Source organism: Psychrobacter faecalis (genome assembly GCF_016107575.1).
GTDB lineage: Bacteria > Pseudomonadota > Gammaproteobacteria > Pseudomonadales > Moraxellaceae > Psychrobacter > Psychrobacter faecalis.
The window spans coordinates 62642-87691 of record NZ_JABAST010000005.1 but is presented as its reverse complement, the minus strand read 5'-3'; the positions used below and the strand labels follow the sequence as shown (position 1 = coordinate 87691).

The following is a 25050-nucleotide window of genomic DNA, read 5'->3' as shown; positions in this document are numbered from 1 at the left end:
TTAAGTGCTAAATGTATATAGCGGAGAGAGGATATGGATAAAGCAATTTATTTGTCATCGATTCGCTTGCTATTGAATAATGACTTATCAAATAAAGCCCTATTAAATGGTCTGTTATTAACGAGCGCATTATTACTATCAGGAGCAGCTATGGCAACCGAAGAGCCAAAATATACTGTACTAAAACAGACTGAAGACTTTGAGCTGCGTCGTTACGATGAGCAGTTAATGGCACAGACTTGGGTAACGGGCGACCAAGATGCCGCCAGCCGTGCAGGATTTAAGATTCTAGCAGATTATATCTTTGGCAATAATAGCGCCGCAAATGGCAAGAGTCGTAAAATTAGTATGACTGCGCCAGTCAGCATTTAACAAACTAAAGACAAATGGCGCGTGCAATTTACCATGCCAAGCCGATATACGCTGCAAACGCTGCCAAAACCCAATAATCCGAATATCGAAATTGTAGAAGTTCCAGCGCAAACTTATGGCGTTATTAAATTTTCAGGATTGGCGGGTACTGAAAAGGTCGCGGCAAAAACTAAAGAGCTACAATCTTGGATGCAAGGGCAAAATTTAACCATCACAGGTAAGCCTGAGCTGGCGCGTTATAATCCACCTTGGACGCTGCCATTTATGCGCCGCAATGAAATAATGATTGCTTATCAGCCTAAATGATTCATTATTAAAAAAATAACGCCAAAAATGATGCTAAAAAAAGACAGCAAGCGCTGTCTTTTTTATTGGCGATTAAATAAGATTAGCTGTTTTGCTCACGGATGATATTCAGCATACGGCGTAATGGCTCTGCTGCGCCCCATAATAGCTGGTCGCCGACAGTGAACGCACCCAAATATTCAGGGCCCATATTGAGCTTGCGTAGGCGTCCTAGCGCCACTGTTAAAGTGCCAGTTACTGCTACCGGTGTTAAGCGATTTATAGCAGCTTCTTTGGTATCTTCAACCACATCTAACCACTGATTATCGCTATTTTTCAATGCCGCTTCGATTTCTTCTAGCGGGATGTCTTTTTTAAGTTTAATCGTTAAGCCTTGAGCGTGACAACGCATGGCGCCAACGCGGACACACATACCGTCAATGGCAATTTTATCGGCTTCAGAATTGCCAAGGATTTTATTGGTTTCAACGCCACCTTTCCATTCTTCGCGCGATTGTTTGTTTTCTAACTGCGAATCGATATAAGGAATCAAACTGCCTGCTAGTGGTACGCCAAAGTATTGCTTTGGAAAGTCGTCTGAGCGCTGTGTCTGAGCGATTTTTTTATCGATCTCAAGGATGGCGCTGGCAGGGTCGGCAAGCTCGTCTTTGACTGCTTCATGGAGTACGCCCATACCTTCGATTAGCTCGCGCATGTTGTTGGCGCCAGAGCCACTCGCTGCTTGATAAGTCATGGCGCTGACCCATTCAACCCAGCCTTTATTAAACAGCTCCCCGATTGCCATCAGCATCAGTGACACGGTACAGTTACCACCGATGAAGTCTTTTTTGCCATTTGCCAGTGCCTTATCAATCACATTGCGGTTAACAGGATCAAGAATGATGATGCTGTCATCTTCCATACGTAAAGTACTTGCCGCGTCAATCCAGTAGCCAGTCCAACCGCTATCACGTAGGGGCTGATGTACCTTTGAGGTATAATCGCCGCCTTGGCAGGTGATAATTACGTCACAGGCAGCAAGTGCTTCAATATCATGAGCATCTTTTAGTTTGCTGGTCTTGATACCGTCAAAGCTTGGGGCGTCGCCGCCAGCGTTACTGGTCGAAAAAAACACTGGTGTGATACCATCGAAGTCTTTTTCTTGACGCATACGCTCTATCAATACTGACCCGACCATACCGCGCCAGCCTACCAAGCCTACTGTTAAATTACTCATAAAACTCAATCCTTTTCACCATAAGTTGTTGCACTGCCAACCGATAACAATGCCGTGAATAGCAGCAAAAAGCAAGGTTTTTTAGAGAATATACCGCATTTTTCAGATATGACTTATTCACTTTTCTACTTATCAATGCTACTACCCATAAAGCCTGCTATTTATTAAGCTTGCTGATTGTTTATCGTGTCAACTTCTCTTAAATTCAAGCCCCTCTAAATAAGGCTTAAATTGTAATTTTTTATAGCCGCTAACGTCTAATGAATGTTCAATAGTAGGCGCAGGCGTGATGAGGTGCTAAAGTAAGCAGGCTATTTATCTTGTGACAAAGGTTTAGAGTTTAGCCGCTCAATCATTTTTAGCTTAAATAATTTTAGCCCAAACAATTATTATATAAAGAATATTCACTATTATTGGCTTTGCCATTCATTTAATAAACGGTCGACACACATTATGGATCTCTCCCTCTTATATTATGGCGCTCAGTGGTTGGCAGGATTCATCGCCTTTGTCACTATTTGGGGCTTGTTGCCTCTTGATAATTGGTGGGTGCGAGGTGTTGAGTTTCCCCGTATTCAAATCATGTTCCTCGGGTTCGCCGCTTGGCTTGGCATGGTTATATTTTGGTCGGACTGGCAGCTTGGTCAGTGGCTGTTATTTATCGTTTTAAGTAGCGCGCTCGCCTTTCAATTGCGTATGGTGTTGCCCTATACCATACTTTGGAAAAAAGAAGTGCTCACTGCCAAGGATATGCCAAATGGACATGCGCACCAGCTTAAAATCATGGTTTCAAACGTATTGACACCCAATGATGAGACCCAAAAACTGGTTGAACTGGTAAAAGATAAGCGCCCCGATATTTTAATTACTTTAGAGACTGATAAAAAATGGGAGAAAGCCCTTAATCAAATAGAAGCAAATTATCCTTATACTGTCAAAGTGCCTTTGGATAATCTATACGGTATGCATCTGTATTCTAAGCTTGAGCTCATAGACCCTGAAGTTAAGTATTTGATGATTGATGATATTCCATCTATCCATACGCAGCTACGTTTGCAGGGTGGACAAGTGATTTGGCTCTATTGTTTGCACCCGATGCCGCCCAGTCCGACAGAGGCAGATAAGTCTACGACCCGCGATGCTGAGCTGCTGATGGTTGGAAAACATATCAAAGAAAATAAGCAAACGGCGATATTGGCAGGAGATTTAAACGATGTCGCTTGGTCAAAGACTACCCGCCGCTTTCAACGTATCTCAGGCTTGCTAGATCCTCGTATCGGGCGCCATTTTATCAATACCTTTCATGTTAAATATCCGTTTTTACGTTGGGCGTTAGATCATATTTTCCATAGTGCCTGCTTCACCTTAGTCGATATTCAGCGCATGCCGGCTATCGGCTCCGACCATTTTCCGGTGCTGACAACGCTACAATACGAGCCCGAAAAAGTCAGCACCCAAGAAACTAATGCGCCAATTGAGAAGGCAGAAGATGTCAAAGAGGCAAAAAATACCATTGAAGCGGGTAAGGAAGAGGGCTGTAAAGTATCAAAAGAACATGCAGAGGCTGAAAAGGAAAGTGATTGCTAAAAAGGTTTTATCATCTGTATAAAACCCTCGCCACAAACAATGGCGACGTAAGCAAATGCTTACGCTAAATAAGGTCTTTAGCCTCTAGTCGTTCCGCGTCAATTCACCTAGAATACAACCATCAACACAAGGATACGTAAGGATGCAGTGTTGAGGCAGTAACAATAAAAGCACAGGTCAGCCCGCTGTCTTATAGGTTACTGTTTATGACTTAGGACGAGTCAACACGGAAGAGATAATAACAACAATATGAAACGCCATAGCCCTGAACCCAACGCCCTAGGTTCGGGGCTTTTCTTTGTGCATTATTTTTATTTGAAAAATATTTTCGACCGTTAATAAAAGCGTTAATAAAAGCGTTAATGAATGTATAGTTAAAATATCCTAAAAACGCGACGGTATTGCTGATATCAATTTTTTGTAGCCTCTGTCTGCGCAGGCACAGCTAGCAAGAAAAATTGATATCAGCAGTGCGTGATGTATTGTTATTACTTTTCACTCACTATAGAGCTCTGAGCTAAAGCTTATCCCATCATTTATGGAGTTTTTAATAAATGACCTAAATTAAAAAAGGGTACATGCATTAGCATATACTACCCTTCTTTTATAAAATTTTTTCGATATTATTAAATACTAATTAGCCGAGTATCTGAATATAAGCGCCGGCTTGTAGTTCTTGTAGCCAGTCTTCTTTGGCTTGCGGAGCAAGGCGCTGATATAGCGCTTGACGTGCCATATTGCGACGGTATTCATCGCTGACATCTTGCTCGCGTTTGCCTTCAACTTTTAGAATGTGCCAGCCAAATTGCGTTTTGAATGGTGCAGAGTAATCACCGACGGCGGTATTCTTCATCATTGTTTCAAACGGACCAATCATTTGCTCTTCACCAACCCAATCCAAATCGCCACCGCGTCCTGCTGAACCGGGATCATCTGAATAAGTTGAAGCTAGGCTCGCAAAGTCGGCTCCTTTACGTAATTGCTCGTAGAGGTCATTGATTTTTTGCTCAGCCAAAGCATCGGTTTGTAGCTCATCGACTTTGACTAAAATGTGACGCGTATGCCACTGCGGCACTAGCATGGTATCACTGGATTTTTTATCAGCCAGTTTGATGATATCAATACCTTCTGGGGTCACTAACGGCGCACTGACGGCGCCAACTTCAAGTTTGGTGATTTCGCTAGCAAGCTCGGTTGGTAGTGCAGCCGCTTTATGAAAGCCCATATCGCCGCCTTGCAACTGAATAGGGTAGCTGCCTTGACTTGCGGCAATGGCTTCTGTGACATCGACATTTGGCGCTTGCAGTCGTGTGCGTAGACGCTGCGCGACTTTTAATGCTTCTTCACGCTGGGCGTCCGACAGACGGCTGTAATCGTCCATATAGGGGATACGTACGTGAATGGTTTGATATTCGCTTTGACTCAAACGCTTGGCTTCAGGAGAGGCCAAAAAGGCATCGATATCTTGTTCGCTGATGCGCACGCGGCTTGCGATTTGGCGCTGCTGCAAGGCTTGAATCGCGGCATCTTCAATCAATTGCGCGCGTAGGGTAGCATAACTGCCTGGTTTTGCGGCGTCCAAACGTTGTTGCAACTCGCCAAGGCTGCTGAGTCCTTCTGCTTGGGCGATTTGAGCCAGCCGCTGATTGATGGCAGCTTCATCAGGATTGAGACCAACTCGTTTGACCATTGAGAGTTGTAATTCACGCATGATGAGGGCGTTTAACACTTCAGACTGCAGCTGGGCTGAATTGGCAATCGGTTCACCAGCCGCCTGCGCCCTTGCTTGGGTTTGCGCCATGGCAGCGATGAGATCACTTTTTAAGATAGCGTTTTCATTGACCAAGGCAATGATACCGTCCGTACTATTGGCAGGCGTCAAACGTGCGGCGCTATTTTTCTGAGTGCCAGCATCAACGTTTGCAGCTGAAGTTTTTGCAGGCTTAACGGTGGCTGCTTGCGCACTTAGGCTCAGAGCAATAGCGCCCGTCATACCCATAGAAAGCAATACAACTCGGCTTGTCTGACGTAAAGAAAAAAATCTCATGATGCTCCTCATCAATGTCATTGCATCGGATGGTAATCGGTTAAGCCATAGCCGTTACTCTTCATTTAAGTAGCGGCTAAGGCTGTTTATAATAGGGTGTAAACACTGCTATATGCTGTTATAGCACAAAAGTTACTTGATACATAAACCATCAATCATACGTGAGTCTAAGGATATAGACGACGTTTTATTCATCTTTCCATGCGCTTTGAACCGGCTCAAAGCCCAATACTTTATCAGAAAGTAAGCGTGTTAAGCGGCTGCTACCGCTACCAAGACCGTTGAGTCTGATTTCTGCCATAATCGCTTGTGTTGGTTTGTCTTTGATATTCAAATCATTATAGTAACGACGACCATAAACTGCAAAACCAAAACAGCAATCCTCATAATCAACACCGATTAACGAGTCGAGCATTTTATCACGATTATAATCGTATTGACCTTGCGCCAATACGCGCCAGTTATTATTAATTGGGAAAACCGCTGATGCGGTAAACGCCGATAAAGGTAACTGGTCGGTGTTTTCATCGCGCATACGCTTCACAAAGCCGACGTTAAATAAACTGTTGTCAGATGGCTGATAACGCAGCTCAGTGGTGATATAGTTTAAATCATAGCTATGAGTAAGCGCGCCGCTTACATCGACCCAGACGTTATTATAAGGCTGGGTACTGGTATCCCAAACCAATCCTGAGGAAGAATTCGTCAGCACGGGTTTTTGGTCTTCAAGGGTCACGCGCCCATCATCGATATAAAACTGCTCTGCGATACTACCATCAAAACGTGTCACACCCGTTGCATCGATGTAACGATAATTAATACCGGGTGTAAAGGCATGCAAATCTTGCAAGCGGTCATGACCTAAAAACCAGCTGTCCGAAAACAGTTGCTCGTAGTTGATAGAGGCAATACGGGTATTAAAGTTAGGAATATCGTTTTGGTCTTTATAGGGCGAGTAGGTATATTTTAAGCGCGGACTGAGCAAGCGATAACCGCCTAAAGTATCGTCAAAGGCGCCAAAGGGTGAGCCCGCTTGAGAAAAGTGCAGGCCAGCATCGACACTGACTTGAGGCACAAATACCGATTGGTTGCCGTCATCTTTGCTCAAATCATTGTCCGCCAAGCTGTCTTCATCATAAGAAGTATATAAATGCTGTAAGCTAAGTTTAGGTTTGATATAGCCCCAAGATTTTTCCATCGGATAAACGGCGCTTAATTTATTATAAAAACGCGTGCCACTTTTTTCATTTTCAGAGCCATCATCGATGGATTTTTTAAAATAAGCCGAGTCACTTACGCCTGTGATATCAAAGCTTTTTGCCCATGGTAGACGATAGTCAAGTTTAAGCTGTGGCAAGCGCGAGTACGGCTTGTCTTTATCTTGTAATGGCTGTCCATTATTGTTAAATGCATCGAGCGTTTGGAAAGTCTCGACTTTTAATTCACCATTGACATAATCGTTATAATAATTCACCCGCGCACGGCGTGGTAGGTTTAAGGTATTGTCTGACAAACCCAAGGTATCGAAGTCATTGAGATAATCGGCATCTGACACATAGCTATATTTTGCGTCGCCACTTAAGCGTGGAATACTGGTAGATGACCAGTAATGATCGTAAAAAAAGCTGCTGCGATCTTCGCCGTCATATTTTTTATCGTTGGGCAAATAAGAGCCGTTAAAAATCCCTTCGCCGTACTCCTCAGTTAGATAACGAAACTCACCGGAGAGCATGGGGTTACGGTTGGTATAAACGCGAGTATTAAGGGTGGCGTCGTAGTATGGCGCTAAATTAAAATAATAAGGTACGTCAACTTCAAGTCCGCTTTCACTACCGACACTCGCGCTCGGTAATAAAAAGCCGCTGCTGCGTCTATTGTCTATAGGGAAATTAAAATAGGGTAAATAAAATACCGGTACATCAGCAATTTTAAACGTTGTGTTGTAAGCTTCGCCGCGGCCTGTTTCGGTATCTAAATCGATGCTTTTAGCATCAAACTGCCATTTACGGTTGGTCGGCGGGCAGGTGCTAAACATCACCTCATCAAGCTCATACTGCGTCTCGTTAGGGCGGTTTAAGCGCTTGGCATAGCCGTGTGCTTGCAGCTCTACGCTAGCAAAAGCCACGTCCTTAGCTGTTGATTGTCCAGTTTCGGTATTGTAGTTTAAGCTGTCGGCGACACCGATAAGACCGCCAGTGGAGGCTTTTTCAGTGAGGCTAGACTTAGCGTTTTGACCATTGATATTTTGTCCGTTGCTGTTTTGAAAACGGTTAGCTTCGGCCAAGCCAGCAGCGTTTTTGTTTTGTCCAGTCGCTTGGTCGGTAAACATCACTTTACCCTGTGCGGCTGCGACATTGTTGTTCAAATCGAGTACGATTTTTTCCGCTTCGATATGCTGCGTTCCTTGGTCAACGATGACATTACCAGAAAGCTCGGCGTAGTCGACATTGTCGTAATAGCCATAATCCGACTCTGCAAACAGTGGCGCTTGATTATTAGGAATGCCGTTTAAGTTGGGCGCTGGCTGGCCGTTAGGTGCGCCCGTTTCATTGATCGCACGTTGGTAATTAGGATTTTTTTTAGGATAAACCCATTGACCTTCACAGCGCTGGGCGCTATCGACGCTATTTGGTAGCAGTTTTAAGTCGTTGCCTACAGGTTCAATGGTTTGCGCGGCAAAAGAGTTTTGAATATCGCTGTTATTGCTATCTGCTACGTCATCATTGCTATTATTATGTAACGTAGCGGGATCTGTATCAGGCGTTAATTCATAAAATTCTGCTAAACGTATCAGGCTGTCTTGAATACTTTCGTCATTGACATCAATGCTGCGCTTATTGGATTTGGCTGTGCTGCTGTTATTAACGGGCGCAGTGGTATTGTTTGTTTTAGTAGCGTTGTTGACGGCATTATTATTAACATCAATCCTGTCACTGCTGTCATTAATTGCCGTGATATTTACGTTGTCACTGGTAAATACGTCATCATTGTTGAAAACAGGCGCAGTTGTTAATTGACTGTTTAACGCTTTATTATTAGCATCAGCAGTGCCACTTTGGGTTTGATTGCCCTTTTCAGTAGAGAGGGTATACAAGGTGGCGTCACTACTATTTTCAGTGATTAGTGGCTCAGTCGTCTGTGCATCAACATTGTTATCGACAGGATTAAGAGCCGCACTGACCGTCAAGCTGGTTAAGCCCAAGGCGCCAAATAAAATCAAACGGATGCTTTGGTAAAGCGGAGAATATAACAAGGGCACACCTATGATTGTAGAGCCTATTGGATTGCGATCGTTAAATGACAGGCTATATTTTAACGTTATTTAAAGGCGAATAAACCTATCATTAAGACGATAATCTCGAAAATCGGAACGTTTTACATATAATGACGACTAATCATAGTCAAAAAAAACCAAATCAGCTACACTATTTACCAAAATTTATACGATAGCGGATGATACAGACCTTTTTACGGCTACATAGCCAGTAGATTTTGTCTGCTTAAAGCGGCTGCACTGTTTAGGCGCACGCTCATTATTTTAACAACTATTTGCCCTACATATCACTTATTTATGACTGATATTTAATTTGCGATACTTTTTATGACGGATAAAACCATGACAGTACCTAACGTAACCGCTACGCGCCAGCAGCAGTTAGAGCAATGGTTGCAAGACGTGTTTGCCAACCAAAAATTTATTCTTGATAGTCTGCCGGGTGATGCCAGCGCGCGCCAATATCACCGTATCCAGTTACTTGATAATGATGCTGTCGAAACTGAGCGCTATATTGTCATGGATTCGGCTGACGAACAAGACGCGTTGCAGCAGTTTATTAATGTCGCAAAACTGATGGCGCCAGCAATCAATGTTCCGACGCTCGTCGCTCAAGACGTGGCAAAAGGCTTTTTGATATTGCAAGATTTTGGTACGGTAGAATTTGCTCATCTGCTGGTCGATGCGCCAGCCGCTCAGGTGAATGATTACTATCAATTAGCGCTGCGCACTTTGGTTGCCTTACAAGTGGTGCCAGTGGCGACCGCAAAGACGGATCATCAATTACCAGATTATGATACTGCCCTACTAAACCGTGAGATGAATTTGTTTAGCGAGTGGTTTATTCCTTATATTGGTATAGAGCTTGAGCAAACGCTTTGGGAAAATCTTAAATCGGCTTTAATCGCTGAGATTTTGGTGCAGCCGCAGGTCATCGTCCATCGTGATTATCACAGTCGCAACCTTATGCAAGACCAAGCAGATCATACGCGCTTGGGCGTGATTGATTTTCAAGATGCGGTGATAGGCGCGTATAGCTATGATTTGGTATCATTGGTACGCGATGCTTATGTAGAATGGCCAGAGACTCAGGTATCAAGCTGGATACAGGACTGCTGGCAATTGCAAAAACAGGCAGGGCTGGTAACGGCTGATAATGCAGCGCAGTTTGAAAATGATGTCAATGTCATGGGCGTACAACGGCATTTAAAAGTGCTGGGTATTTTTATCCGCCTGTTTGAGCGTGATGGCAAAAGCCGCTATTTGGCCGATATTCCAAAAGTCATGCGTGACCTGATTTTTGAGCTAGAATGGCTGGCAGAACACGGTAATTCCGATATGCAGCAAGCGGTTACTCCTTTTAATGAATGGCTGCGAGAGTCTATCTTGCCTGCTTATCAACATAAATTTGTACAACAGTATATTTAAACAGCATGAGCAAAATAAAAGCGATGACAGTATTCATCGCTTTTACTTTGTTTAAAACAGTCGATAATGAATAATAGGCAATCATACAGCCAACAACAAGGAGCGTGTATGTCGGTAATAACGCAAGCGATGATTTTGGCGGCTGGCAAAGGTACGCGCCTGCGTCCGCTCACACTCGAGACGCCAAAGCCTTTGGTGGAAGTAGGCGGGCAGCCGCTTATTGTCTGGCATATCAAGGCGCTACAAGCCGCTGGCATTACTGATATCACTATCAATGCTTCATGGCTTGCAGACAAGCTGATGCAGACGTTGGGTGATGGCGCAGAGTATGGCGTGACGCTGCATTGGTCGATTGAGGGCGATGAGCCGCTTGAGACTGCTGGTGGGATTTTTAACGCGCTGCAAAACCATAAGCTGCGCGATGAGCCTTTTATCTTAGTCAACTCTGATATTTGGACGACCTATGATTTTGCGCCGTTGCGAGATTACCCGTTAGGCGCTGACCAACGAGCGCACTTATTATTGATTGATAATCCTGAGCATAATAATGGCGGCGACTTTGCTATCAATAATGGACTGGCAAGCGAGCAGCCGATTGCTGATGCAGACAAATATACCTTTTCAGGTATCAGTGTCATCTCACCAAGACTGGTAGATGGGCTGGTAACAGGACAACCGGCAGCCCTTGCTCCCTTGTTAAAACAAGCAATGCTAAAGTTCCAAATTACCGCTGAGGTGATTAAAGACAATTGGATAGACGTCGGTACGCCCGAGCGCTTAACACAAATTAATGACTATATAGAAAATCACAGTGTCGATAATCATCGCGGTGCATAATCGGTTTTACGACAGTTAAAGTTAAAACAAAAAAGCAGCGCTGAATATTTACTATTCAGCGCTGCTTTTTTATGGCGCTAGGTTTTGATAAAGAGATTTTATACACCCATTGCCAATTTTATTAATTGGGCAATGGTAAAAACAACCAAAAAACCCGCCAAGTATAAGCCTATAAACCAAGCCCATTGCGATTGTTTTTTACTGAGTTTTTTCATCACTATCTCCAAACTGCCTTTTAACTCCAAGCTATTTTCTAACTTCAAACTACCTTTCTAATCTAAGCCATTTTCTAATAATCAGTCATCACATATTCATGAGCGGATTAAGCTAAGCGCGGCTACTATCCCTACTAGATAGATAATAGCCGCTGCTTATTTAATACATGTGCTCGTGGTCGGTTTTACCTTTAAAAGTATAATACGCGAAAGCCGTGTAGCTTAAGATAATAGGTAACATAATACCGGCACCGATGAGCATAAAGGAGAGCGAAGTATCAGCCGCTGCCGCCTCATAAATGGTCATTTGATAAGGTACGATATACGGGAATATTGCCATACAAACGCCGATATAACCCATCAAAAATAATGCAACGGTCAATAAAAATGGACGATACTCGCGCTCAGTAGTTAAATCTTTACGCATAAAGAAGAATAAGAGCAAGACGATAATTGGCATCGGCGCTAGATACAACAGCCCTGGTAAACTAAACCAGCCTTCAAGCGCTTCGATATCTGAAAAATACATAAATATCGTCACCGCAATCATTGCGATGATTAAGGCGGTGAGCAGCCAACCTGATACTTTGCGTGCCCAGACTTGCAGCGTATGTTCGGTTTTGATAATCAGCCATGTAGAACCCAGTAGCGCATAACCAATCAATAGCGCAAAACCGCACATGATAGAGAAAGGCGAGAACCAATCAAAAGGGCCGCCTGTATACAGGCGATTGCTGGCCTCTAAGCCTTGGACTAGCGCCCCAAGCATAATACCTTGGGCAAACGTCGCAACGACAGAACCGATAAAAAAGAAACCGTCCCAAACGTAGCGATGGGCGGTGGCTTTAAAACGGAACTCAAACGCCACGCCGCGCATAATTAAGCCAAACAGCATAAAGATAACCGGCAGATAAAGACCGCTCATAATGATGCCGTAAGCGACAGGGAAAGCTGCGAATAAACCACCGCCGCCCAGTACCAGCCAAGTCTCGTTACCATCCCAAAAAGGCGCGATAGAGTTCATCATGCGGCTACGGTTTTTATCAGAGCCTGCAAACGGAAATAAGATGCCGCAGCCCAAATCAAAACCATCTAGTAAGACGTAGATAAAGACTGATAGCGCAATCAAGCCACCCCAGATTAAGGGTAAATCTAATACATCACCATAGTTAAACATTAGCGTAACCCTCCATCATCGACGTCGTCAGCAGGTTTATCCAAACCTTCTTCAGGCCCTTTGGTTTTATCAGCAGCGCGTTTATCACCGCTTAGCGTGCGACCTTGGGCTTCGGTGACAGAGTGATCATAGAAATGATCATCCGAAGGGTCCTCGTACGGTTTGGGTCCTTGTGCGATGAGGCGCAAAATATAAAAGCTGCCCGCGCCAAACACAAAGGCATATAGCACAATAAAGCCAATCAAGGTTGTCGCCACTTGCTGCGCTGCGATAGGTGACATACTCTCAGCAGTACGAATAACCCCATATATCGTATAAGGTTGACGACCTGTTTCGGTCACAAACCAGCCGGCAAGTAACGCTATAAAGCCAAGCGGCGTCATCATCATCCACGCACGGTGGAAGAGCTTACTCTCAGGATCGAACTGCTGCTTTTTAAAGTACTTATAAAGACTAAATAAACCGATGAGCACCATTAACATACCAATACCAACCATGATACGAAATGCCCAAAATACAATCATAACGGGCGGCTGATCTTCTGGTGCCCAATTTTTAAGACCTTTGACCTCACCATCTAGTGAATGGGTGAGAATCAAACCGGAGACATAAGGAATGCTAAGCTCATAGTTATTGGTTTGGTTCTTTTGGTCCGGTATGGCAAATAGCCGCAATGCCGCACCGCGCTCATCTTCCCAAATCCCTTCCATCGCCGCGACTTTAGCTGGCTGATGCTCAAGAGTGTTTAAGCCATGCTCATCACCGATGAGAACCTGCGCTGGCGCCACAAATATCGCCATAATCATCGCCATGCCGAGCATGACTCGACCATGCTGCCGATGCTCAACGTGCTTTTTGGACTGTAAATAATAAGCGCCAATACCGCCAACCACAAAGGCGGTGGTTAAAAAGGCTGCCGTCATCATATGGGCATAGCGATAAGGAAACGAAGGATTAAAGATAATTTCAATCCAGTTGGTGGGGTATAACAGACCATCAGCGCCCAGCATAAAACCTTGCGGCGTTTGCATAAAGCTGTTGGCGGCCAAAATCCAAAATCCTGAAATCATCGTACCGATGGCAACAATGGCGGTAGAGGCAAAATGCATGCGTTTGCTCACCCGTCCCCAACCAAAGAGCATAATCCCTAAGAAGGACGCTTCTAAGAAAAACGCCGTTAAGACTTCAAACGCCAATAATGGGCCTAAGATATTACCAGCTCTGTCGGAGAACACGGCCCAGTTGGTTCCGAACTGATAGGACATGACCACACCCGATACCACACCCAGTCCAAATACCACAGCGAAAATCTTAACCCAATGTTTGTATACTTCAACATAAATAGGCTCGCCAGTTCTTAGCCAGCGAAATTCAAGCACGGTCAACCAGCTGGCAAGACCGATAGAAAAAGCGGGGAAGATAATATGCCAGGAAATAACGAAGGCAAACTGAATGCGCGCGAGCATCAACGCATCCATTTGATCAATCATAAATGTAGCGAACATAAACGGTTACCCTTATCTGTTAGCTGAATAGCGTTGGCTTCCATGATACGCGCAAGTAACTGTCCGTAACCGTCCATCATTCAGGGCGCTTATTATTACGGGCAATCGCTAAGTATTAGTTAGCGGCAAATGTAATTAAGATAAAAATTTAACTAAAATAGCGTTCATTACCCTTATGTTTTATTCATTACCGTATGGTAAGACTAAAAAATTTTAGGGCTGACTATTTAGCCAAAGTAAATAATTTATATCCTTATAAACTATTAAATATTCATCAAACGATCGTTTTATTCATATTAAACATTTTAGTATTATGCGCTTCACCTTGCGCACACGCAAGTTGCACAAGTGTGCTATCACACACCTATGCGTTCATAAACCACTTACAATATTAGCCAATAATCTTTGAAATAATAGTCATTGTTTAACTATTGTTATCAATAGATACCAAACAGCAATATAAAAAAACAAATTTTAATAATAAGAATTCAAAGCTTTTTATATAGGTGAAATTTAGTTTGTATCTTGCTGCTGTAATTGTTGATGCAAAATACGGCGTAAGGTCAAAATGGTTTGCGGGTTTTCTTGGATGCTATGACCGCCGTTAATAACCGTCTCTGACGCTGCACCATCGAGGTGAGCGCTGGTGTAGGGCACGATACCATCTGACAGCTGCTCGGTGAGTGCTTGCCCAATCTCGCCATCGACTGTCACGGCGGCGACCAGGGGTTGACCTGGTAACTCATCACTATCCGTTAACAGCGCATTGCTGTCATCAACGTCGATAACGTCCTCTGCATGGTCATTTTCTGTTATCTCTTCGGACAAGTCGAGCTTTGCTCCAGCAGGCTGCATTTCTGCCAAACCTCGGGTGATATCGGCATCGTTATTGGCGATGATTGAATGATAGGTGATACGGTCGTTGATACGGATATCTTTGGTTAATTGAATAAAAGACGATTTGTCACTCAATTGACTGGCGCCGTTTTGTAAATATAGCGCGCCGAGCGGGTTCTGGGCCAAATCGCCTTGGATGGCCAAGGCTGCTAAGTTATCGGTCACCGTTTTTACCAAACCAACGGGCAGATACACGATGCGGCGTAGCGCGCGCGTGAACCAGCGGTCGGCATAATCGGTACCGCGAAACGGCGACGATAAAAATACCGCCGTATCTACTTGTGGTAAAGTTTTAAGCTCAAAACGCTCTTTTAGCTGCTCTTTGCCCGCAGACTGCTTGATCGCCTCACGTATTTGACGTTTCTCATTCATCGACAGCGCATTTTGGTCGTCAAGTCGGTCCAAATCATCGAGCAAATTTTCGTCAGACAACATCATACGCGCAATGATACCGCCCATACTATGACTGATAATGACGCTGTTTTTGCTGGCGATATTTTGCCCCGTAGGGTCGGTTTTCTCATAAGTGGTATTGATGAGCTTTTGGATTTGATAACGATTTTCCAAAATAGGCAAGTTGGTTGGATAAAAAATCTGCCAAACTTGATAGTTATTGCGCAGTTTGTCGTCATTAAAAATATCGTTGGTTAAATTGACCCATGTCGCTGGGCTTGAGGCCAAACCGTGCAGCATAATGATGACGCGCTTATCAGCATCATAAGGTTCGAGCATAAAGAGCTTGGGTAAACTGGTTTCTTTTTTACGGGTAATCAGGTTTAGATAACCGACGCCATCAAGCTGGTTTTCTGCCAACCATAAGCCGTAACCTGCTGAAAAGTTTGCCGCCAGTGGATAATCGTCACCTAAGATATTGGCGCTCTCGCTGCGGTAAGGGTTGTATAAATGAATATCAAGCTGTTTGCTGCTCAGGGTATCAAGCACGCTATTGCCCGTCGGCTTAATCAGCCCGGTCATCAGTAAATGTCCGGTCGGATAAATACGCGTACTGGCATCATCACTGTCCAAGCTATCCTTTGAGCGCTCTTTCGAGCTTTCGTTTATATCGCTGGCTGTTCGACGTGGGCTTTCTTGATGCAGTCTGCCCGTCCTATCTGCTAACGACGAGATTAATAATTGACGAATGGTAGTGGTATAGCGGTCGTCCAATGAAGCTACCAAGCTGATACCCAGACCTGGGCGCTTACTAATAGAGTTTAGTCCAGAGAGGCGTAGCTCATAGGTCGAGACCAAATCGGTTAGGGCAGCGGTTTGTTGATTGGCATTTTTGAGGTAGTTATTTTCGTTGGGCAAATAGACATTGAGATTGTAGTCGTCTATGTGCATTTTCATGACTTTAATTTGGTCAGTTGGTTGTCCCTTGACGGCCGTAAGATTGGCAATTACTGCTTGCTCGCTGCTAGTGGGAGTACTTGCGGACGTCGGTAGGTATTCTACCTTGGTATTACCCATCATTTTACCGCCACCATCAGCCGTTTGATAGAGCTGGGTAATCACATCGTTACTAGCGGCGTTATAGATGTCTTGGGTTTGGATATCCATCTCACTTGGAATACGACTTTGCGTGTGTGAGTGTCTGGTTTCTTTATCCGCACCTTCAAAATCATGCTCTAAGCTGTCATAAAATAAGTACGTATAACTGGTTTTAATGGCATCAAATAAACGTTCTTGATAGCCAATCAAGCAGCTATCGGTTCTTTTTTGCTGCGCCTTGGCATCAGTGTCGCTTAAAGGCGCGTTGGCATAATAAGGGTCAATTGGCGGGCGGGCGAGGGCATTGCGGCAGTCTTTAGATTCGCCAAGCTGGCGCGCTTTAGCGTAGTGTAATTCAGCAAATACTGCCAAAGCTGGGCGGTAATGTTCATTTAGCATGCTGTCGGTAAGCTGCGTTAGGCAGAGGTTAAACTGCTGCATACACGCTTGCTCATTAAGCCCGGCTGACAATAGGACTGAGGCGGTATCGCTACTCAGTTTGTTATCGGTGACAATATTGCCGCGCTGGGCGGCGATGGTCTTTGCTGAGGGCTGTTTATTGACGGAGACGGTGCTACAGGCAGGCAATATTGCCATGGCGGCGACCACTGCGAGTAGAGCAAAAGGCGTCTTGTTTTTATGCTTATACTTATACTTATACTTATGCTCTAGCGACGGCATATCGTTGGCAGGGTCAGCAAATATCATAGGTCATTCCAATAATAAGTATCAGCAACGCATCATAAATAAGTGATAAATGTCACATTTATATAGCAGCATGAGTGTAACGTAAGTCGAGCTATTCGACTATTGTATTTGTTATCTTATAGTCAGCTATCTTATATTCATATAGCATGAAATACTATCGAAAATATGGATAGGCAATGCTTACCAAAGCCCACTTAGATATTTCTAAATTAAGCACAAAAAAGCGCGCTCACATTATTAATCATAATTGTAGCGCGCTTTTTTACAGCTCTTTAGAAAACAGTGTGAGCTATCATTTTACCAAATAGCTAACACTTTACGTTTCCATCACAAAGAATTAAGTGCTTGGTTTGATATTAATATCTGGGGCAGGGATATCCCAAATATAGAATTTACCATCCTCGATGAGCTTGATTTGTTGACGAATAATAGCGTTGTCAGGGTTTTGTTGCGCCAAGCGGCGTAAACGCTCTAGTGCCTTATCACGGCGATCACTTAACAAGTCAGATTGCGCAAGACTCTGCTCAGCTTCGGTATAACCAAGATCGACTGCTTGATCAAGGTATTTTTGACCTTCTTTAAAACCGCCACCTTCTGAGAGCATCATGCCATAGATAAAGTTGGCCTCGCCGCTATTCGGTTTAAGTTTGATGGCGCGATCGATATATTGTCCGCCACGTACCGTGTATTCTGAGCCTAAATCTAAGTTACGTCCCATGCCATTGAGTTTAGCGGCGCGAACTAAGACATCGTACGAGGCATTTGGCGCTTTAGCGTACGGCTCAATCCATTCAGTCAAGACTTTGATTTTTTCGCGGGCGTTGTGGCGCTGGGTGCGGTTCGGGAAGTTTGGTGGATAATGGCGCGCATTTGGTGAGACTTCTTTGATAAAGTCATCGAGTAAGCTGACGTCCAGTTTATCGGTGCCAAGTCCTTGCTGCTGCGGTATGAGCACGGTAGGGACAAAGCTGATATCTGAAATACTCACTTGCGGGGCTGGGATGTTTGGCAGCTGACCACTGCGTAAATCAATCCCCGTCGCAGTGATAGGACCGCGCTCATAAACGCGCGTCGTACCGGTCAACTCGGACGTGTCTGGTGTTGGTACGGCTGGTGGCTGGGCAGCATTTTGCGCCGTATTTAAAGGCGCACGGTTTGGTTGGACAATAGCCTGCTGGACATTGCTTTGCTGCGTATTGCCTTGTTGCGTATTAGGGGCTTGATTATTAGCTGATTGCGCTATGTTAGTTGGTTGGACGGCATTCTGCTCAACATTGTTTTGAGCGCCAGTCTTAACTCCAACATTGGCTTGAGCATCAGTTGGCGCCGTGCTAATCGTTGCATTTGGCTTGGCTAGGCGAATGATACGTTTACTAGAATCGATAGCGCTAGGTACTGCTGTGCTGCTCGTAGCGGGCGCTGCGGCGGTATTCGCTTCTTCAGCTGCATTTGCCGGCGCTGATAGCAGCATGGCACAAGCGGCAGCGAGTGCTGTTAGGGTCGCAAGCCTAGGCGCTTTACTAGAGTGGGGCGCTTTACTAGAGTGCGATGCTTTATTAGAAATAGGCGTTTGGCTGATGGCTTTCATAAAAATAATTACCTTTTAATCGTTGTCGTTGACCAGTTATTGTAGTTACTGACTTGTTATCTCTTCATCCATTGATTGATCGTTAGGTTTTGGCATTCCGTAAAATCGTACAAATTTTTCATACCCTAGCAAATTAATCTGACTGCTAACAGTAGTAGGATTGTTAAAAGCACAGAATAATGCCGTCTGTAGCCACTAAAAAAGGATGCAGATTAGTAGCGCCTGCGTATTATAGATGATAAACGCTTATAAATGATAAGCAGTGGCTTTCATGCGATTGGCCATCCAGCGCATCGTGTGGCGCACCAGTGGCGACAATGCCGCGCCGCCATTTGCCAGCGCCAACTCGCGGTGATGTAATTCTTCAATATCCATTTGCGCCAGTATTTCTCTTGAGCGTTGATCTTGCGGTGGCAATTGACCGATATGGTCTTGCAAATGCTCACTAACTTGCGCTTCGGTTTCGGCGACAAAGCCCAAGCTAAACTCGTTAGAAATCGCCCCTGCTACCGCGCCAAGCCCAAATGACATGCTGTACCATAAAGGCGTAAAAATACTAGGATGGCTACCAAGCTCATCTAATCGTACCTCGCACCACACCAAGTGATCGACTTCTTCTTCAGCCGACTGTTGCATGGCTTGCTTGACGTCATCGTTTTTTGCGGCAAACGCTTGCCCGTGATACAGCCCTTGGGCGCAGACTTCGCCCGTATGATTGATACGCATCAAGCCTGCGACATGACGGGCTTCGTTGATACTTAGCTCAGGAATCTCATCACTGCTAACAGGCAGCGGGCGAGTGCTAGGATTTGAATGCGGTACAACCGCTCGCAATGCTTTATCTACGCCAAGTAATAGCTGGTCAATTTTTGATAAGGAACGCTGCGCCATGATTCACTCCTGATGGCTGTATGAATTATAAATAGAACTTATGATGAATAGGTTTAAGCTATTTAATAGGCCACTAAACCTATCAGACAACACTTATCGAACCACTATAACAAACAATAGACAATCTCGGCAGCGAAATTATTGGCTTGCTGATTCATATTGCGTTTGGCGCTAGTCGTATCGATTCTGCTCGTCATCATGGGTTTGGATAACGGCCTGTTTGACATGTTTATTAAGCTTAAGATATAAAAATATACCAAAAATAATATTTAATATACCGGTGACTAAAAACAGTTGCGGCAAATTTAGACCCAGCGCATTTAATACCACAATCGAGAAAATCGCCGAACACACCATAAAAATGGCATTAAAGATATTATTGGCACCGACGATACGCGCGCGATGGCTTTTTGGCGCATAAGCCTGCATAGAGGCGTATAAAGGCACGATATATAAACCGCCGCTAAAGCCCAAAAAGAACAAGTCGGCAAACACGCGCCAGCTACCGCTCATATCCCATAAATCACTGATACCAAATAGGGTAGCCGAGCTGACATTGAGTTTGAGCCCTGACAAAGAAAAATATAAATCAATAGCAAAAATGCTCAAACCTGCAATACCAAAAGGCAGTAAGCGCAGACTGACTTGGTTTTTGGTCAAGGATTTGCACAGTAGCGAGCCAATCGACACCCCAACTGAAAATAGCGTCAATAGAAAAATAACCACGGACTCATCGCCATGCAAAATGACTTTGCTAAATTCTGGCGTTTGGGTCAAAAACGTCGCGCCATAAAACCAAAACCAGCTATTACCAAGAATGACAAAGAATAAAAAAGGCAACGAGTATAAATAACGCACCGTCGCCATACTGGTGGTAAAGATATTCCAATTAATCTTCAAGTCAGGCTGCATCGCTGACATGGTGGGAATAAAACGGGCGGCAAAATAGCCTATCGCCGCAACAAAAAGCACCGTCACACTTATCCAAAATAGCGGCTGGGTAATTTGGGTCAATACCCCAGCGATAATCATACCAAGCAAAATGGCAAGCGAGGTGCCCATTTGAAACAGACCATTGGCACCGACCAGCTCATTTTTCCTCATCGCTTGCGGCAAGTACGCATACTTAATCGGCCCAAAAAACGTCGACTGCGTCCCCATCAAAAACAGCGCCACAAATAACAGCGCGTACCATTCAAAGACAAAGCCAACAGCAGCGATAATCATAATGCCTATCTCAAGCAATTTGATTAAGCGCGTCAGTTTTGATTTTTCAAACTTATCAGCAATTTGCCCTGCCAATGCCGAAAATAAAAAGTACGGCAAAATAAACAACATCGCCGCCAAGTTATTTAAAATACTGACTTCCATACCCAATTGGCTGGCAGCAGTATAGGTTAGCACCAGTATCAGCGCTTGCTTAAAAATATTGTCATTAAAAGCACCCAAAAATTGGGTAAAAAACATGGCATTAAACCGGCGATGCTTAAAGAGTTGAAACTGATTGGCCATGAAAATTCCTACAGGTGGGGCGCGGCTAATAAAGGAGAAAACAAACTTTTACGCAGTGATTGGCAGATAAACAATTATCAATACTATCAAAAACTTATCGAAATATAGCATAGGTTTTATCTATGTTACGCCGTATAATAGCAAGGCTTTGGTAAAAATACATGCGCACAGTGCTATGATTTGAGAATTAACTAAGTTATGATTTGTAAATTTTAGCCGTCCAAACCTTTAATGTCAGCGAACTGTTCTACGTTTATTCACCGGTAAGACGAGGCGATTGCCATCGACCGTCACTTGTGCCGCGTGAGGTGATAGGAAATCAATATGAAACACCAGCCTTCAACTCTAGCGCGCCACTCATCGGGGATACCGCATGCTGCTGCGTCAAATGCGCCGCTGTGTTCGGCTAAATTTGCTCATCCTACTCATATAAATCCTATGGATAACCCTCGTGTTTATTTTACGCGTACGGCACTATTTCGGGCATTGACCACCAGTTTGGTTGGTTTTGGGGTCAGTGTTGCTATCGCGCCTAGTGCTTTTGCCGCCACTGATTCAAATAATAATACGGCCAATAATGCAAGCAGCAGCCAACTTATCAAAAATAGTGGCAATGATGCGACCACTGCACAGCCGCAACGACAATCGCAGCTACCAACGCCAAAACCGCCTTCCAATTCTTCGGCTCAGTCCTCGTCTAAACGAGCACTTTCTAAAGATGCTTATGAAGACAGCCAGCTTGATATTGCTTTGGACGCCTTACGTCTAAAAAAAGCCGTTGAAGAAGGTATTATCGATCAATCGGTATTGGATGATTATAGCGAGCAGAACTTAGGTATTAAAAATCCTAACAAAAACGCCACCACGCAAGCAAATACCACGGATAAGTCCCAGTTATCAAATAATGATATCGATAGTATTAATGACTTTGCTAGTGCTATCGGTAATGGCATAGATAGTCTAGGCAACAACCAAGCATTTGACAGCAATGAAAACTTAGAGCAGCAAGTTAATAGCGTGCAGCAACAAGGCTATCAGATGATGACGCCTGACGAGATTGATCGCGAGCTGGCGGCGATGGATAAGCAAAACGCTCAAGATATCGGCAATATCACTCAAAGTAATGCCGTTAATAATATCGATGGCATGCGTTATGACGACAATGACTTTCAAGCTTTAGATGGCGCATTTGATGCGCCTGTTGCAAGGTTAGACGATAGCACGCCGCCAATTGGGCTCGATGTGAGTTTAGAGGCTACCAATTTACCAGCACCGAGCAATCTTGAAACCTTAGGCAGAAATGAGGCCGCTGCTAAGCAGGCAGAGACAGATAACGTGATGTCACGTCCTATGGACGTCAGCGACTCGGTTGCTAGTGGCACTGGCGATAGCACAACCAGTGTGGACATAGATAATGGTATAGCAAATGCCCAGTCGGACAGCATCAATCCTGATGATTATTTGCCTAACTATGAAAACGATGTCAATGCGGTAAAAGAAAGTATCGAACAAGCGGCAAAACCCAAACCGATAGCACGTAATAAAAAAGGCAATATTGTTAAGCGCCTTTATAATCGCTTTTTTAAAGGTGGCGTCGTCACCCTACCGCATGTTGAGACGACGATTTATTTGCAACAAGCCGCAGCAGATAATTTAAACGATAATAGCAAAAACAACGCTCAAAACAGCACGAGAAACACGAGGCCAACATTAACCAAAGCTGACGATGATATTCAGCCCTTTAAGAATATCAAAGCCGCTATTGATGACACTACCGTGCAGTCTGTGGTTGATTTCACTGCTGCGCTGCCGCGTCTACGCCAGAGCGCCTTAGATGCTGCCAAAGCCGTTGGCTACTATGATGTAACCCTACGTTTGCGTCAGCCAACTACCGATACCATTGATGTCATTATTGAAAAGTTGGGTGAGCCGGTACGCGTTGATAGCCGCATTGTTGACATTCGCGGCGAGGGCAGCGAGCAAGAAGAATTTGCCAAGTTAGAAAAAGACCTACCGCCACAAGAGGGCGATATTTTTAATCACCGCGTTTATAAAGACAGTAAGGCGGCGCTTGAGACCCTCAGTGATACCTACGGTTATTTTGATCAATATTGGCTCAACAAATCGGTCGATATTATCTTGCCTGACAATACCGCCGATGTGTCGCTGGTTTACAATACGGGTGATCGTTACAAGTTTGATGAAGTGGTGTTTTTTACTTATGATCAAGAGTCGGGTACGCTAACCCGCGATCCTGAAAAGCTACCGGTTGAATTGTCGTTATTAAAGCAGCTGGTCGGCTTTGAAGAAGGCGAGCCATTTTATCGTCCGGCCGTGACCAAGTTTAGTAACGATTTATCGGCGACCCGCTATTTTAATACTGTCAACGTCGAGACGATTTTGCCGCCAGACGAGCGTACAGAAAGCAGTACTTTAGCCTTTGATAATACGCCTAATAGCAGTAGTACTGAGACTACCGATGGCGACTTCGATAGCAATAATATCGAGCAAGATGAGGCAGTCAAAGCCGAAAATGACGCTGAGCGTTACGCTATCAGCGGTGAGACGGTCAATCCAGCCGATATCGCTGCCATCGAGTTTGAAGCCGATGAAGAAACCTTGAGTAAACTGCAAGCCATTAGACAAAAAGCTGAACGTTTAAGCCGTTTGCCGGATGATCGCGTCTTGGATGAAAAAGACCAAAAAGCCACTAGTATTTTGGGTAAAATCAGCGACTCTATCAGTAATGTCGCACAAAAAATCTTCCCTGATGAAGAAAATATCCTTGCCGATGAAAACTTCGTCCCGCCAACGCTTGCTGGACGCAAAACCCCGCAGGACGTGTTAGAAAACAAAAAAGTACCGCTGTACGTCTTTGTTTCGGCAAACAAACCACGTGATGCCCAAGTCGGTCTCGGTTATGGTACTGATACTGGGGTGCGCGCCACTGCCAAGATAGATTATAATTTGATCAATCGTAAAGGCTATCAAGCAGGGGCGGAAACCGAAGTTTCGCGCATTACCAAAAATGTCGCCGTGTATGGCAGTCGACCATGGAAGCATCCGCTAAACGATAAGTTGGATGCCCGTTTGACCTACGAAGAAGAGGTTATCGATCAAGGCGAAGGTAATTTTGACTTATCTACCCGAACCTTAAAAGCAGCATTGGCGCGTAATATCCGCCGTGAAAACGGCTGGGATCGTAGCTACTCTCTGCGCTACCGTTTAGATGAGTTAGAAACTGGCGTCGATGAGGAAGAATTAGACAATCTGCCAGTACGTTTTACTTCCTCGAAACCGACGCAGCACGCCCTATTATTTGGTTATGGCATGAGCAAAACAGACGTCGATAATGCTGCCAATCCTACCCGCGGGTTCCGTCAGTATTATGCGCTTGAAGCAGGTTCAGAAAGTCTGCTAAGTGATACCGATATGGCAATTTTACGCGCGGGTGTGAGCGGTCTTTATAGCTTCGGGGCTGACGATAAACACCAAGTGCTGGGCAGTTTAAATACCGGTTATATCTGGGCAGATGATTTTTACGAAGTGCCTTATAAACTGCGCTTCTTTGCTGGCGGCGATCAAAGTATTCGCGGTTATGATTACGAAAGCCTATCACCGATTGAGAAAGGCTATCTTACCGGCGGACAAATCCTGGCAGTCGGCAGCGCGGAATATAACTATGAGTTTAAACCAGGTTTCCGCGGCGCAGTCTTTACCGATGTCGGTAATGCCTATGACAAAGATTTTGAAACTGACACCAAAGTTGGCGTCGGCGTCGGTATCCGCTGGGCGTCGCCGGTTGGTGTGGTACGTGTCGATGTTGCTGCTGGCGTGACGGAAGATAGCATCCCTGTTAGACTGCATCTGTTTATCGGGTCGCCTTTATAAATGGCTGCTATAAGTACGCCTAACACGAGTGCTTATAGCAGTCTTGATAAAAACCCAAAAACCGCCTTATTTTTCATTCTAGCGCTTGCTGGTAATCCTTCTTTAACA

At 44.6% G+C, this 25050-nt stretch carries 14 protein-coding genes and 1 pseudogene; 5 read left to right on the top strand and 10 right to left on the bottom strand.

Features of this window, described 5'->3' with window-relative positions; translation table 11 throughout:
• Window positions 1–33: 33 nt before the first annotated feature.
• Window positions 34–678, top strand: a pseudogene (locus JFC07_RS02955) (SOUL family heme-binding protein).
• A gap of 82 nt (window positions 679–760) precedes the next feature.
• Here JFC07_RS02955 and asd read toward each other — a convergent pair.
• The gene (asd, locus tag JFC07_RS02950) at window positions 761–1894 is read right to left on the bottom strand and encodes an aspartate-semialdehyde dehydrogenase (protein WP_068404555.1); all 1134 of its coding nucleotides are present in this window, start codon (window positions 1892–1894) and stop codon (window positions 761–763) included.
• A gap of 453 nt (window positions 1895–2347) precedes the next feature.
• Between asd and JFC07_RS02945 the strand changes: the two genes are divergently transcribed.
• Complete coding sequence (locus JFC07_RS02945; RefSeq protein ID WP_198328089.1) at window positions 2348–3481, top strand: endonuclease/exonuclease/phosphatase family protein; 1134 nt, start codon at window positions 2348–2350, stop codon at window positions 3479–3481.
• Between the two features lie 637 nt (window positions 3482–4118).
• On the opposite strand, the gene JFC07_RS02940 is transcribed toward JFC07_RS02945, so the two are convergent.
• A complete protein-coding gene (locus JFC07_RS02940) occupies window positions 4119–5528 on the bottom strand; it encodes a peptidylprolyl isomerase (protein ID WP_068404552.1) in 1410 nt (469 codons plus the stop codon).
• A gap of 187 nt (window positions 5529–5715) precedes the next feature.
• Window positions 5716–8781: an LPS-assembly protein LptD gene (locus tag JFC07_RS02935; protein WP_068404550.1), complete on the bottom strand. Its 3066-nt coding sequence runs from the start codon at window positions 8779–8781 to the stop codon at window positions 5716–5718.
• Window positions 8782–9144: 363 nt separating this feature from the next.
• Here JFC07_RS02935 and JFC07_RS02930 point away from each other — a divergent pair, with 363 nt between their 5' ends.
• Together JFC07_RS02930 and murU are read left to right on the top strand one after the other, a co-directional pair.
• Window positions 9145–10230 (top strand): aminoglycoside phosphotransferase family protein, encoded by a 1086-nt coding sequence (locus JFC07_RS02930; RefSeq protein ID WP_225211535.1) that lies wholly within the window; start codon window positions 9145–9147, stop codon window positions 10228–10230.
• A gap of 108 nt (window positions 10231–10338) precedes the next feature.
• Window positions 10339–11067: an N-acetylmuramate alpha-1-phosphate uridylyltransferase MurU gene (gene murU / locus JFC07_RS02925; RefSeq protein ID WP_198328088.1), complete on the top strand. Its 729-nt coding sequence runs from the start codon at window positions 10339–10341 to the stop codon at window positions 11065–11067.
• 98 nt (window positions 11068–11165) lie between these two features.
• Here the strand turns inward: murU and JFC07_RS02920 are convergent, their stop codons facing one another.
• The 7 genes from JFC07_RS02920 to JFC07_RS02890 form a co-directional block, all read right to left on the bottom strand.
• Window positions 11166–11282, bottom strand: coding sequence for a DUF2474 domain-containing protein (locus tag JFC07_RS02920; RefSeq protein WP_102077207.1), 117 nt, complete (start codon window positions 11280–11282; stop codon window positions 11166–11168).
• A 160-nt stretch (window positions 11283–11442) separates the two neighbouring features.
• The gene (cydB, locus tag JFC07_RS02915) at window positions 11443–12459 is read right to left on the bottom strand and encodes a cytochrome d ubiquinol oxidase subunit II (protein ID WP_102077206.1); all 1017 of its coding nucleotides are present in this window, start codon (window positions 12457–12459) and stop codon (window positions 11443–11445) included.
• Window positions 12459–13964 carry a cytochrome ubiquinol oxidase subunit I gene (locus JFC07_RS02910; RefSeq protein WP_102077205.1) on the bottom strand — a complete coding sequence of 502 codons (1506 nt, stop codon included), beginning with the start codon at window positions 13962–13964 and terminating at the stop codon, window positions 12459–12461. The genes cydB and JFC07_RS02910 overlap by 1 nt, the downstream gene beginning before the upstream one ends.
• Before the next feature lie 513 nt (window positions 13965–14477).
• Window positions 14478–17060 (bottom strand): esterase/lipase family protein, encoded by a 2583-nt coding sequence (locus JFC07_RS02905; protein WP_198328087.1) that lies wholly within the window; start codon window positions 17058–17060, stop codon window positions 14478–14480.
• Window positions 17061–17397: 337 nt separating this feature from the next.
• Window positions 17398–18648: a tetratricopeptide repeat protein gene (locus JFC07_RS02900; RefSeq protein ID WP_191689690.1), complete on the bottom strand. Its 1251-nt coding sequence runs from the start codon at window positions 18646–18648 to the stop codon at window positions 17398–17400.
• A gap of 246 nt (window positions 18649–18894) precedes the next feature.
• Complete coding sequence (coq7, locus tag JFC07_RS02895; RefSeq protein ID WP_191689688.1) at window positions 18895–19539, bottom strand: 2-polyprenyl-3-methyl-6-methoxy-1,4-benzoquinone monooxygenase; 645 nt, start codon at window positions 19537–19539, stop codon at window positions 18895–18897.
• 171 nt (window positions 19540–19710) lie between these two features.
• Window positions 19711–21051, bottom strand: coding sequence for an MFS transporter (locus JFC07_RS02890; RefSeq protein ID WP_198328086.1), 1341 nt, complete (start codon window positions 21049–21051; stop codon window positions 19711–19713).
• 324 nt (window positions 21052–21375) lie between these two features.
• Between JFC07_RS02890 and JFC07_RS02885 the strand changes: the two genes are divergently transcribed.
• Window positions 21376–24942 carry an autotransporter assembly complex protein TamA gene (locus JFC07_RS02885; RefSeq protein ID WP_198328085.1) on the top strand — a complete coding sequence of 1189 codons (3567 nt, stop codon included), beginning with the start codon at window positions 21376–21378 and terminating at the stop codon, window positions 24940–24942.
• Window positions 24943–25050 lie beyond the last annotated feature (108 nt).

Coding starts and splice junctions, on each gene's coding strand:
- JFC07_RS02910 (WP_102077205.1), bottom strand. CDS start 13,964: ATGTTCGCTACATTTATGATTGATCAAATGGATGCGTTGATGCTCGCG.
- JFC07_RS02900 (WP_191689690.1), bottom strand. CDS start 18,648: ATGAAAGCCATCAGCCAAACGCCTATTTCTAATAAAGCATCGCACTCT.
- coq7 (WP_191689688.1), bottom strand. CDS start 19,539: ATGGCGCAGCGTTCCTTATCAAAAATTGACCAGCTATTACTTGGCGTA.
- JFC07_RS02905 (WP_198328087.1), bottom strand. CDS start 17,060: ATGATATTTGCTGACCCTGCCAACGATATGCCGTCGCTAGAGCATAAG.
- cydB (WP_102077206.1), bottom strand. CDS start 12,459: ATGTTTAACTATGGTGATGTATTAGATTTACCCTTAATCTGGGGTGGC.
- JFC07_RS02930 (WP_225211535.1), top strand. CDS start 9,145: ATGACAGTACCTAACGTAACCGCTACGCGCCAGCAGCAGTTAGAGCAA.
- JFC07_RS02940 (WP_068404552.1), bottom strand. CDS start 5,528: ATGAGATTTTTTTCTTTACGTCAGACAAGCCGAGTTGTATTGCTTTCT.
- JFC07_RS02890 (WP_198328086.1), bottom strand. CDS start 21,051: ATGGCCAATCAGTTTCAACTCTTTAAGCATCGCCGGTTTAATGCCATG.
- JFC07_RS02885 (WP_198328085.1), top strand. CDS start 21,376: ATGAAACACCAGCCTTCAACTCTAGCGCGCCACTCATCGGGGATACCG.
- murU (WP_198328088.1), top strand. CDS start 10,339: ATGTCGGTAATAACGCAAGCGATGATTTTGGCGGCTGGCAAAGGTACG.
- asd (WP_068404555.1), bottom strand. CDS start 1,894: ATGAGTAATTTAACAGTAGGCTTGGTAGGCTGGCGCGGTATGGTCGGG.
- JFC07_RS02945 (WP_198328089.1), top strand. CDS start 2,348: ATGGATCTCTCCCTCTTATATTATGGCGCTCAGTGGTTGGCAGGATTC.
- JFC07_RS02920 (WP_102077207.1), bottom strand. CDS start 11,282: ATGAAAAAACTCAGTAAAAAACAATCGCAATGGGCTTGGTTTATAGGC.